10 protein-coding genes are annotated in these 12,488 nt (G+C 55.2%); 7 read left to right on the top strand and 3 right to left on the bottom strand.

Annotation, left to right across the window (positions count from 1 at the left end; translation table 11 throughout):
- The first annotated feature begins 37 nt into the window (after window positions 1-37).
- Window positions 38-574, top strand: a complete 537-nt coding sequence (locus tag Q1B21_RS20895; protein WP_299892820.1) for a chloramphenicol phosphotransferase CPT family protein — start codon at window positions 38-40, stop codon at window positions 572-574.
- 13 nt (window positions 575-587) lie between these two features.
- Here the strand turns inward: Q1B21_RS20895 and Q1B21_RS20890 are convergent, their stop codons facing one another.
- Window positions 588-1,421 (bottom strand): prephenate dehydratase, encoded by an 834-nt coding sequence (locus Q1B21_RS20890; RefSeq protein WP_299084738.1) that lies wholly within the window; start codon window positions 1,419-1,421, stop codon window positions 588-590.
- 120 nt (window positions 1,422-1,541) lie between these two features.
- On the opposite strand from Q1B21_RS20890, the gene Q1B21_RS20885 reads away from it, so the two are divergent.
- From Q1B21_RS20885 to Q1B21_RS20865, 5 genes are all read left to right on the top strand, one after another.
- On the top strand, window positions 1,542-2,057 hold the full coding sequence (locus Q1B21_RS20885) for a cytochrome c family protein (protein ID WP_299892852.1): 516 nt from the start codon (window positions 1,542-1,544) through the stop codon (window positions 2,055-2,057).
- 172 nt (window positions 2,058-2,229) lie between these two features.
- On the top strand, window positions 2,230-4,140 hold the full coding sequence (locus Q1B21_RS20880) for an extracellular solute-binding protein (protein ID WP_299892817.1): 1,911 nt from the start codon (window positions 2,230-2,232) through the stop codon (window positions 4,138-4,140).
- A gap of 1 nt (window position 4,141) precedes the next feature.
- Entirely contained in the window at window positions 4,142-5,236 is a 1,095-nt protein-coding gene (locus Q1B21_RS20875) for a microcin C ABC transporter permease YejB (protein ID WP_299892816.1), read from the top strand.
- Entirely contained in the window at window positions 5,237-6,343 is a 1,107-nt protein-coding gene (locus Q1B21_RS20870) for an ABC transporter permease (RefSeq protein WP_299892815.1), read from the top strand. It abuts the gene before it with no gap.
- On the top strand, window positions 6,340-7,917 hold the full coding sequence (locus Q1B21_RS20865; RefSeq protein ID WP_299892813.1) for an ABC transporter ATP-binding protein: 1,578 nt from the start codon (window positions 6,340-6,342) through the stop codon (window positions 7,915-7,917). The genes Q1B21_RS20870 and Q1B21_RS20865 overlap by 4 nt, the downstream gene beginning before the upstream one ends.
- 256 nt (window positions 7,918-8,173) lie before the next feature.
- On the opposite strand, the gene Q1B21_RS20860 is transcribed toward Q1B21_RS20865, so the two are convergent.
- The gene (locus Q1B21_RS20860) at window positions 8,174-10,102 is read right to left on the bottom strand and encodes an elongation factor G (RefSeq protein ID WP_299892811.1); all 1,929 of its coding nucleotides are present in this window, start codon (window positions 10,100-10,102) and stop codon (window positions 8,174-8,176) included.
- Between the two features lie 213 nt (window positions 10,103-10,315).
- On the bottom strand, window positions 10,316-11,671 hold the full coding sequence (gene hemN, locus Q1B21_RS20855; RefSeq protein ID WP_299892809.1) for an oxygen-independent coproporphyrinogen III oxidase: 1,356 nt from the start codon (window positions 11,669-11,671) through the stop codon (window positions 10,316-10,318).
- Between the two features lie 61 nt (window positions 11,672-11,732).
- Between hemN and fnrL the strand changes: the two genes are divergently transcribed.
- On the top strand, window positions 11,733-12,476 hold the full coding sequence (gene fnrL / locus Q1B21_RS20850) for a transcriptional regulator FnrL (RefSeq protein WP_298937795.1): 744 nt from the start codon (window positions 11,733-11,735) through the stop codon (window positions 12,474-12,476).
- The last annotated feature ends 12 nt before the right edge of the window (window positions 12,477-12,488 follow it).

Below are 12,488 nucleotides of genomic sequence, written 5' to 3'. Positions count from 1 at the left end.
TAGTCGAGGGACCTAGTTTCAGCAAGCGGGGTCAGTTGTGTCGCAGATCATATTCCTCCACGGTGCGTCCAGCAGCGGCAAAAGCACGATTGCCCGCGCCTTACAGCAACAGATCGAAGTACCGTTCTGGCATGTATCCATCGACCATTTAAGGGATGCCGGTGTTTTGCCGATGGCACGGTATAGGGCAGAGGACTTTGATTGGCCTTCAGACAGGTCTCCAATTTTTGACGGGTTCCACAGGTCTGTTTCAGCGTATGCCGATGCGGGTAACAACCTGATCCTTGAACACATACTCGACACACCGGGATGGGCGGAAGACCTTAAAACGCGTCTGGAGTCGCATGATGTTCTGTTTGTTGCTGTGCAATGCCCGATTTCGGTTCTGATCGAGCGAGAACGCCTGCGTGGTGACAGACCCTTGGGAAGTGCTGCGCGGGACCAGGAACGTATCCATGAGGGCAGGGTATATGACCTGGAGGTCAACGGAACGGAAGATGTTGCAGCCAATGTGGGCAGGATTCTGACCGCGTGGCGCAGCGGTGAGCGACGGTCAGAATTCAGCCATGAGTAATTGTGGACAGCGTTTAGCCGCGTGGTTGTGTAGCAGGATAAACGCCCAGGATTTCCACATTGGTCGTAAAGTGCTGTAGTTCGTCCATGGCAAGCTGCACATTTTGATCCTCGGGGTGACCCACGATGTCGGCGTAGAACTGCGTCGCCGTGAATGAGCCGTCGACCATATAGCTTTCCAGCTTTGTCATGTTGATACCGTTGGTGGCAAATCCACCCATCGCTTTGTAGAGCGCCGCAGGGATGTTGCGGACCTGAAACACGAAACTGGTAATCATGCCGTGTTCGCCCCTACGCGACTGGTCGGCCTGTCGGGACATGACAAGAAAACGGGTTGTATTGTCGCCGTGGTCTTCAATATTGCGGGCCAATATATTCAGGCCATAGATTTCTCCGGCCAGCTCGCTGGCCAGGGCAGCAGAATGGACGTCACCGACATCAGCAACTTCCCGAGCCGCTCGGGCGTTGTCGGGACTGACACGACCGCGGATACCGTGCTTTTTTAGGAAAGTCGCACATTGCGGCAGCAGCACAAGATGGGAATGAGCCTCGGCAATGTCCTCTAGCTTGGCCCCGGGAACACCCAGAAGGTTGATATGAACCCGGACAAAAGCTTCGTCGATGATATGCAGCCCGCTATGGGGCAAAAGCCGATGAATATCGGCCACGCGCCCATAGGTGGTGTTTTCAACCGGCAACATCGCCAAATCGGCCTTACCCGCGCGAACCGATTCGATCACATCTTCGAAGGTTCGGCAGGGCAGGGCCTCCATATCCGGGCGCGCGTTGCGGCACGCCTCGTGGCTATAGGCGCCGGGTTCCCCTTGAAATGCAATGCGATTGGTCATTAGGTCGATTCCGTGCAACAAGTTGGCAAATTGGGCGTTTAGTCGCGGTGTCTATACCTTGCCTCTCGTTAGGGGAAGCCTTAGACACCTGCGCAGACAGCTGAAATGGACACGCGATCAATGTTCGACACGATGACAGTTACCAAGGCCGCGGCAGGCCTGTTTGGCACTTTCCTGGTGCTGCTTCTGGCCAAATGGGGGGCGGATATCCTCTATTATGCAGGTGGTGGCCATGGCGATGCTGAGGCCGCATACATTATCGAAACCGAAAGCTCTGGCGAAAGCGCTGACGGCGAAGAAATAGTTTTTGAGGACATGCTGGCTGCCGCTGACCCTGAGAAGGGGGCGAGAGTATTCCGCAAGTGCACCGCCTGCCACAAGCTGGAAGATGGCGCAAACGGCACTGGTCCTTACCTGTATGCGATCGTTGACCGCCCTGTCGCTTCGGCCAAGGGCTTTACCGGTTATTCTGCGTCAATGCAGGCCCACGGTGGCAACTGGACGCCCGAAGCACTGGACGCCTTCCTGGAACGCCCGAGCGCCTACATCTCCGGAACATCGATGAGCTTTGCTGGCCTGAAAAAACCTCAGGAACGCGCTGATCTGATCGCTTACCTGCAGACAATCGGCAACTGATTGCTTGCTGAAGGTTGAAGAATTTCAAAGCCGCTGCCCCTTGCAGCGGTTTTTTTTGTCTTAAGAAATCTTCACAAAGCGCTCACGCGTTCTAAACTTGCAACAATAAGTGTTGGCCTTTTAGCTGTTGGGCACGACATTGAAGATGAAAATGATCCAGAGGAAGAGCAAAATGAAATCCCTTCTGTCCGTATCGCGCCCGTCCAAACTTAATCTATGGGCAGCGGTGCTGTGGGTTTCAGCAGCGATAGTTTTTGCGGGAAGCAATGCAGCCTCTGCAACTGAGGAAGGGATAACGCGCAGCCACGGCTATTCTTATTTCGGAAATCTGGATTATCCGGTCGACTACCCATATCTGAATTACGTCAATCCAGACGCCCCGAAAGGTGGAGAACTGTCCCTTGCCGGTTCTGGCACGTTTGATTCGCTTAACCCATACTCACGAAAGGGACGAGCAGGCGGTTTGACGGCTGTTCAATATGACTCGCTGATTGTCAGTACCTCTGACAGTGTTGGTCAGTATTACGGTGTTCTGGCTGAAAGCATGGAGTATGATGAAGGCCGCAACTACGTGACATTTCACATGCGCCCAGAAGCAACGTTTTGGGATGGCACTCCGGTCACCGCCGAAGACGTGGTTCATAGCCACCGGTTGTTTATCGAGCAGGGTTTGCCGTCTTATGCGCAGGCTGTGGGACGTATGGTAAGAGATGTTGAGGCGCTGGATGATCATACCGTGAAATTCACTTTCAGCCCTGATGTTACGCGACGCGGCCTGATTGAAACCGTTGGTTCGACGCCGGTTTTTTCAAAAGACTGGTTCGAAGCTGACGAATCCCGACGCTTGGACGAACCTCGGCTTGAGGTCGCAGTAGGCTCGGGCCCGTACAAGTTGGACAGTTACGACATTAATCGCCGTATCGTATATAAGCGCAGGGATGACTATTGGGGCAAGGACTTGCCCATTAATGTAGGGCGCCACAACTACGATACGATCCGTATCGAATACTTTGCTGACCAGACCGCTGCGTTCGAGGCGTTCAAAGCAGGCGAATACACGATGCGGATAGAGAGCGATCCCAAACAGTGGGCGTCAAGTTATGATTTCCCTAAGCTTCGCCAAGGGTCCGTTGTACAGGATGAAATAACCGACGGCAGCCCACCAACACCATCTGGATTTGTGTTCAACTTGGGCAAACCGCAATTTGCGGACAAGAACGTGCGTAAGGCGCTGGCGCTGGCCTTTAATTTCGAATGGTCAAATGAATCGCTGATGTTTGGCTTGAACACGCCGCGTAGTTCATTCGTGCAGGACACTCATCTTGAAGCAAAAGGCGCGCCAGAGGGCACCGAACTGGCGTTCTTAGCGGCGCTCGGTGATGTGGTACCTGCCGAGGTGCTGAGCGAACCCGCTCTGGTCACGCATGAATCCAATGCGGCCCGTCTGAACGATCGTCGCAATCTGCGCAAAGCATCAACGCTGTTGGATGAGGCCGGCTGGCCAGTAGGCGAAGGCAATGTGCGCCGGAATGCTGACGGTCATACTCTGAAGGTGAATATCCCGTATGCATCCAGCATCCCAACCTCAACTTCGACAATGATCGAGACCTTCGTTCAGAATCTGCAGTCTATCGGCGTTGACGCGACCGCGGAAAAGGTAGATCCGTCTCAGTTCACGCTACGGCGGCGTGAGCGGGACTATGACATGGTGTATTCAGATCGCTACGGTTCTTTCCTGTCTACCGGTGGCGGGCTGAGCCAAATGTATGGCTCAGAAGAGGCGGCGTTCAGCCTGTTCAACCCTGCGGGTCTAGCCAGCCCCCTTGTGGATGCTGTTATCGAAGCGTCGTTCGACACTACAAATCAGGCCGAACAGGATGCTGCGCTTATGGCGCTGGATCGTGTCCTGCGCTATGAGTTCTTTGTTATCCCCGACGGGTACGTGGCGGACTACTGGACTGCTTACTACGATATGTATGAATACCCCGAAAACCTGCCGCCCTTCGCGCTGGGCTATCTGGATCTGTGGTGGATAAACCCAGAGAAAGAGGCTGCTTTAAAAGAAAAAGGCGCGCTGCGTTAATATGGGCGCGTATATCTTAAGACGGCTATTGCTGATCATCCCTACTCTTTTGGGTATTATGATCGTCAATTTCACGCTGGTGCAATTTGTGCCGGGTGGGCCCGTCGAGCAGATCATCGCACAGATCGAAGGTCAGGGCGATGTCTTCGCAGGATTCGCTGGTAGCGGTGATGCAGGTGCTGGGGCTGAGCCCGCCGGTGGAGTGTTCGATGACAAGTACGTCGGTGCACGCGGTTTACCGCCTGAATTTATTGCCGAACTCGAAAAGGAATTCGGCTTCGATAAACCGCCGCTCGAGCGGTTTTTGAACATGATGGGCAACTATCTGACGCTGGATTTCGGCCAGAGCTATTTCCGCTCGATAAGTGTTATCGATCTGGTTCTGGAAAAGATGCCTGTTTCCATCTCGTTGGGTCTGTGGTCCACATTGATCGCTTATCTGGTGTCGATCCCGCTTGGAATTCGCAAAGCCATCAAAGATGGCTCGCGGTTTGACACCTGGACCAGTGGTGCCATCATCGTCGCCTATGCCATTCCAGGCTTCCTTTTTGCAATCCTGTTGCTTGTGCTGTTTGCGGGCGGATCTTATTGGCAGATATTTCCGTTGCGAGGGCTGACTTCGGACAATTGGGAAAGCCTGAGCCTGTTCGGCAAGATCACAGACTATTTCTGGCATATCGCTCTGCCGATCATCGCCCTGACGATTTCGGCCTTTGCGACGCTGACCCTGCTGACTAAGAACTCGTTTCTGGATGAGATCAAGAAACAGTATGTTATGACCGCGCGCGCCAAAGGGCTGAGCGAAAGCAAGGTTCTGTACGGGCATGTCTTCCGCAACGCGATGTTGATCGTCATCGCGGGCTTTCCTGCGGTGTTCATCGGCGTGTTCTTTGGCGGTTCGATCATCATCGAAACGATCTTCTCGCTCGATGGGCTTGGCCGTCTTGGTTTCGAGGCCGCTGTCGCGCGAGATTACCCAGTCATATTTGGTACGTTATTTATCTTTGGCTTGATGGGGCTGGTTGTCGGTATCATTAGTGACTTGATGTATGTCTTGGTCGATCCGCGCATCGATTTTGAGAAACGAGAGGGTTAAATGGCACTTTCCCCTCTCAACCAGCGGCGCTGGCGTAGCTTTCGGCGCAATAGCCGGGCCTTTTGGTCGCTGATCATTTTCTCGGTGCTTTTTGGCTTGTCTTTGTTTGCCGAATTCATCGCGAATGACAAACCGATCCTGGTGAAGTACCGCGGTGAGTTCTACACGCCCATCTTCAACTTCTACGCCGAAACTGATTTTGGCGGCGACTTCCAAACCGAAGCGATCTATCGCGACCCTGAGGTCCGATGCCTGATTGACAGTGGTGGTCTTGAGCAATGCTTTGACGACCCTGACGGCATCATCGAACAGATTGATACGGGTACATTCCAGGCTGACGGGTTCGAACGTGGCTGGGCCATCTGGCCATTGATTCCGTATTCTTTCAACACCAGCGTGGACCGCCCCGGAGCGGCACCTCTGCCGCCCAACAGCCAAAACCTGCTGGGCACGGATGATACCAAACGGGATGTGCTGGCCCGAGTGATCTATGGGTTCCGCCTATCGATCCTGTTCACGCTGATCGTGACCGGCGCGGCCAGTTTGATTGGGATCTTCGCTGGGGCCATACAGGGGTTTTTCGGAGGCTGGCTTGACCTGATCTTTCAGAGGATCATCGAGATATGGTCGGCGACGCCGTCCCTGTATGTCATTATCATCATGTTCGCCATTCTCGGGCGAAGTTTCTGGCTCCTCGTAGCCTTGATGATCCTTTTTGGATGGACGGGTCTGGTGGGCGTTGTGCGGGCCGAATTCCTGCGCGCGCGAAACCTTGAATACGTGCGTGCGGCACGGGCGCTTGGCGTGGGTAACATGACAATTATGTTCCGTCATATGCTGCCAAACGCAATGGTGGCGACGCTGACATTCATGCCGTTCATCGTGACGGGCACCATCGGAGGCTTGGCCTCTTTGGACTTCCTTGGCTTCGGGTTGCCCTCTTCTTCACCGTCCCTGGGTGAAATGACCCTACAGGCGAAACAGAACCTGCAAGCCCCCTGGCTGGCCTTCACTGCGTTTTTCACCTTTGCCATCATGCTGTCGCTTCTGGTCTTCATCTTTGAAGGCGTCCGCGATGCATTTGATCCGAGAAAGACCTTTTCATGAGCTTGCTGGATGTGAACAACCTTAAGGTCTCGTTCCGGCAGGACGGTCAGATATCATCTGCCGTCAAAGGTGTCTCATTCACTGTTGATCGCGGTGAAACCGTCGCTTTGGTCGGCGAATCCGGTTCCGGAAAATCCGTGACAGCGCTGTCCACCGTGTCCCTGTTGGGCGACAGCGCGATAGTCGAGGGCTCTGTCAAATATGATGGCCAGGAAATGATCGGCGCCTCGGATCAGCGTTTGATGGATGTGCGTGGCAATGACATCAGCTTTATCTTTCAAGAACCGATGACCTCGCTCAACCCGCTGCACACGATCCAGAAGCAGATGGCGGAATCGTTGGCGCTGCATCAGGGTCTGACCGGGGATGAGGCACGAGACCGGATTATTGAGCTTATGATCAAAGTGGGCATACGTGACCCACAGGATCGGTTGGACAGCTATCCGCACCAACTGTCTGGCGGGCAACGACAGAGGGTCATGATCGCTATGGCACTGGCCAACAAACCCGACATCCTGATTGCAGACGAGCCCACAACTGCGTTGGACGTGACCATTCAGGCGCAGATTCTGGAATTGCTGGCCGACCTACAGAAGTCGGAAAACATGGGGATGTTATTCATTACCCATGATCTTGGCATTGTCCGGCGGATCGCAGATCGGGTCTGTGTGATGAAAGACGGTGAGATCGTCGAAACTGGTCCGACTGTCGAGATTTTTGATGACCCGCAGCATCCGTATACGCGCAAGCTACTTGCGGCCGAACCATCCGGCTCGCCCGACCCTGTGCCCACCGACGCGGAAGTGGTTGCACAAACTGATCATCTGAAAATCTGGTTCCCGATCCAACGTGGATTTCTGAAACGCACAGTTGGCTACGTAAAAGCCGTCAACGATGCGACGCTGAGTGTACGCGCAGGCGAGACCCTGGGTATTGTCGGCGAAAGCGGCTCGGGTAAGACAACACTCGCGTTGGCGATCATGCGGCTGATCGCTTCCGAAGGTGGAATCACCTATCGCGATCAGGATGTACGCCGCTGGTCCACGCGCGAGCTGCGGCGGCTGCGCAAGGACATGCAGATCGTGTTCCAGGATCCGTTCGGCAGCCTCAGCCCCCGTATGACCTGCCAGCAGATCATTGCTGAAGGACTGGCCATTCATAACGTCGATCCGCACCGGGCCCCGCGCGATTTGGTGGCCGAAGTAATGACCGAAGTTGGTTTGGATCCGGCCTCGATGGACCGGTATCCACATGAGTTTTCAGGCGGGCAGCGTCAGCGTATCGCGATCGCACGCGCGATGGTTCTGCGGCCTAAACTTCTGGTGTTGGACGAACCCACCAGTGCGCTCGACATGACGGTGCAAGTTCAAATTGTCGATCTGCTGCGCGAGTTACAGCGAAAATACGGGCTGGCCTATTTGTTCATCAGCCATGATCTTAAGGTTGTGCGGGCGATGTCGCACAACGTCATCGTTATGCGAAATGGCGACGTGATCGAAATGGGCGCCGCCGAAGACCTGTTTGAAAACGCCCAGACCGACTACACCCGCGAACTGATTGCGGCGGCGGGTTAGCATGAAGAAGCAAAGCAAGGACTATTCTGGAAAAGCTTTCTTTGTCGGGGTTTCTTGCTTGCTGAGCTTTTTTAGCGAGGAGTTCTGGGACTCATTCTCTGCCCAGGTTGTCCTGTGTATCGTCGTCTTCGTGGTGTTGTTTGGAGAACACTTGTGGGAGTGGCTCAAATCTAAACTGTAGCATATCAAAAGTAGTGTCGAAGGCTTCTTGGCACCTTCGACAGCTTTATGTTTAGTACAGAACACGCAACCCTTCTTAGGCGCTGGCTTTTTCGCGAACAGCGCTCTTTGGCACCGGCCCGCGCAGTTCTTCGTAATGGTCAAAGCTCAGCTTCACCCAGCCTGTGCCCCGGGTGGCACTGGCGAGCGTTCGGTGCAGTTCATCTTCGGCCACTGCCGGCAACATGGCGTTGAATATCTCCCAGCCTGCGGCATTTGGGTTGACCTCAAACCCCAGGATTTGCCCTTGCAACGTGCTGATTGTCGGCACGAGATCGCCTACGAAATCAGATGGCAGATGGATTTCCGCATTCAGGATCGGTTGCAGGACCACGGGTTTGGCTTGCGGCAACGCCTCGCGCACGGCAATTTTACCCGCCGTTCGGAAGGCGTAGTCCGAGCTGTCGACGTTGTGGTGTTTGCCATCGCTCAGTGTGACCTTCACATCGACCACCGGAAATCCTTCTGGACCCTGAACCAACGCGTCTTTGGCGCCATGTTCGACGGACGGGATATAGTTCTTGGGGACCGAACCACCTTTTACGACTTCTTCGAACTGGAACCCTGAACCGCGCGGCATTGGCGCAACCGAGATGACGACATCCGCAAATTGACCAGCACCGCCAGATTGTTTGCGATGTCGCTGCCGGTGTTCGACGGTCGATTTGATGGTTTCACGATACGCGGTTTCCACCGGGTCGGCTTGGATTTCGATGCCGAAATCCTCGGCCAATTTGGCTGTCACCCGGCGCATATGCTGCGGGCCCTGCGAGCCAAGAACCGCATGTCCGCTCAATTCGTCCTGTTCCATATGCAGGCCCGGATCGATCTCGACCATCCGGGTCAAGGCATTTGAAAGACGTACATCATCACGCTCATGCGCCGGGGATACCACTTGCCGATGCCCAGCCGGGTGGGGTGCTGCCCATTCCGGGAGTGGCGTGGCCGAAGTGCTGTCATAAAGAAAGCCGGGGTTGAGGTGATCGGATTTCACCGCCAACCCGATCTGTCCAGCCCCCAAAGCGCTGATCTGGGTTTTGGCATCCAACGTGGTTAGATTGCCGACTGTCTCCCCGCCCAAAGCTTCATGCGCTTTTACACCATCACCCAGACCACGCAGCACGACGATCTTGCCGATGTGCTTTTTGACATCCGCGAAACCCGCAATAGCGCGGGCACTGTCCGCCGCCTCATCCCGGCCTGCTGCGATGTCAAACTCCGGGGCTTCATGCCGCAATGCTTTCATCAGCCGGGTCAGACCATTGCCGTGGCTGGCCGCGCCCAGACAGGCTGGAATCAGTTGGTGGCTTTGCAACACTTGTGCGGCAAGGTCGTAGATTTCGGCGCTGGGCGGCTGCTTGTCCTCGATCAGTTGCTCTAACAAATGGTCGTCGTAATCCGACAGGGTTTCGAGCAATTCGGTACGGGCTTCCTGTTCGCGGTCTTCCACGGATTGCGGCAGCTCGATCAGGGCCGAGGGTTGCCCCTCCTGATACTTCCAGGCCCGTTCCGAGATCAGATCGACAGCACCTATGATCGTACCGCCGTCACGGATCGGCACTTGACGAAGCGTGATATGGTGGCTGCAATAGGTTTGCAGTGCCGCGATGATGTCGCGGATTCGTCCATTTGGGCTGTCCATCCGGTTGATGAACAAGAAACAGGGAATACCGGCTTCTTCGACCAGGCGCAGATAAGGGGCACATAAAACGGCGGCATCGGGGTCGGGTGGAACCACAATGACGCCTGCGTCCGAGATCGCCATGGCCGGGCCGACATACGCCAGCGCATCGCCACCACCATCCACGTCAACCGCGCACCACGGCTCGTCCAAATAAGAAAAACCGTGCAGGTGCACGGTTCCGGATACGTCGAACGTGGCGGGCCGGCCATCGAGGCGGCTGATGGCCTCGACCAGTGTAGACTTGCCCGATTGACTGGGCCCGAGGACGGTAAAAACGCGCATAGGTGCTGTCCTTCTTTCAGGTTGCAGAATGGATGCACGAAAGGAGTTGTCGAGCGCGTCAGCGTCGGCATGGATCGCCTATAATCTAGCCTGCCTCAGGCTGTGGGGTGGTCAGTTTCCCCACGTCTTTAGTGTGGAGAAAAGCCAGGGCGTACGTCAAGCCCCGGTTCAGGAATGCTGCAGAGTGGCCGATATCGGCCCGCCCAATTCTGGTCAGATCGCCGAGCTGTGCCCGGCTTTGCTGAGATCATAAGCATCAAAGCTGCGGGCGATCATCCTGGTCAACGGGCGCGCCTCGGGCGGAACGAACAGCCCGTCCTCGTCAATGCGCAACAGTCCATCAAAGGTCGCGTTCGCGGCGCTATACATACCGTGTAACTCGGCAGCGGAGATATCGTGGTCCCGAAGGATCTCGGCTGTGTCGATCTGGAAATCGCACATCAGAGCCTCGATCAAACGCGCTCGCAAAACGTCCTGACCTTCGAACAGATGGCCGCGCGAGGTCGAAAACTGACCGTTGCGGATTGCTTTCGTGTGGGCAGACGTCGCCGGAGCATTCTGTGCGTATCCTTGCGGAAAGCGAGAGATTGAGCTGGCCCCAATCCCGATCAAAACTTCGGCCTGATCGTCGGTATAACCTTGAAAATTGCGTTTCAAACGACCCGCATGCAAAGCGTGGGTCAGGCCATCGTCATTTGTGGCAAAGTGATCAATTCCGATTTCGGCGTAGTTGTCCCACATAAACAGCCGCCGCGCGGTATCGAACAACTCCAGCCTTTGTTCAGGTGTGGGAAGCGCATCAGACGGGATCATCTGTTGCCGCTTCGCCATCCAGGGCACATGCGCGTATCCATAGAGCGCAACCCGATCAGGGCTGAGCGACAGCAGCTTTTGCACGCTTTCCGTCATCCGCGTTTTGGTTTGGTGCGGCAGGCCATACAGAATATCGGCGTTCAGGCTGCTGATTCCTCGGGCTCGGATCATATCGATCGCGTCACGTGTGGTGTCGTAGCTTTGGACGCGTCCGATGGTCTTCTGAATCTCATCATCGAAATCCTGAACGCCAATTGACGCACGGTTCATTCCCGCGCCGGCCAGCGCGTCCAGTCGCGCGTTGTCAATTTCATTCGGATCAATTTCGACCGAGAATTCTGCGTTTGGACCCATTGGTACGATACCCAGAATGTGCTGTGCCAGATCGCGCATCAATCCCGGGTTTAGCAACGTCGGGGTGCCGCCACCCCAGTGCAGGCGCGACAGGACCACACCGTCTGGCAAGCGCTCGGCTAGCAGGTCCAGTTCTGCTTTTAGAACATCCACATAGGCGATCACTGGATTGTCTGTTTGTGTTCCCTGCGTCCTGCAGGCACAGAACCAGCACAGCCTGCGGCAGAATGGAACGTGGATATACAGTGAGATCTCGCTGCCCGGTTTAATCCCCGAAATCCAGTCGCCAAAACGACCCGCCCCCACGTCATTGTTGAAATGCGGGGCGGTGGGATAGCTTGTGTAACGCGGGACTTTCGCGTCAAATAGTCCAAGCTTTGCCAATTGTGGTTTCACTATCATATCGATACCCTTAGGTGAGATACGACTTAGCGACTTTGACAGAGATCAAGTGGAAACGCGCATGACCGTGAAGGCCCAATTTGACCACACCAATTGCGAGGGGTGCCCGATCCGGCATCGGGCTGTGTGCGCGCATTGTGACACTGATGAGCTCGAAGAACTTGAGGGCATCAAGTATTACCGCAGCTTTGAGGCCGGGCAGACAATCATCTGGTCAGGGGATCAGATGAGCTTTGTCGGGTCTGTCGTGTCGGGCATTGCGTCGTTGACACAGACCATGGAAGACGGCCGAACGCAGATGGTGGGCTTGCTGTTGCCAAGCGATTTTGTCGGTCGTCCTGGCCGCGAGACGGCCCCTTACGATGTGCAGGCAACAACTGACGTTGTGATGTGCTGTTTTCGTAAAAAGCCGTTCGAAGACCTGATGAACTCGACACCTCATATTGCGCACCGTCTGTTGCAGATGACGCTGGATGAATTGGATGCAGCCCGCGAATGGATGCTCGTGCTGGGGCGCAAAACCGCGCGTGAGAAAATCGCCAGCCTTTTGTCGATCATAGCGCGCCGGGATGCGTCGGTCAGTCAGAAGGCTCAGTCTGGGCCAATTGTTTTCGACCTACCGCTGACGCGTGAGGCAATGGCAGACTATCTTGGCCTGACTCTTGAAACGGTAAGCAGACAGATATCAGCTTTGAAACGGGACAGTGTGATTTTGCTGGAAGGCAAGCGGCACGTCACGATCCCGGATATGGCGCGGTTGATGGACGAAGCTGGCGACGATTCAGATGGTGGTTTTTTGGTTTGATTATGTTCCTGC

This window comes from uncultured Ruegeria sp., from assembly GCF_947504215.1.
Taxonomy (GTDB): Bacteria; Pseudomonadota; Alphaproteobacteria; order Rhodobacterales; family Rhodobacteraceae; genus Ruegeria.
Note: the sequence above shows the minus strand (reverse complement) of the source record. Positions and strands in the feature narration are given on the sequence as shown.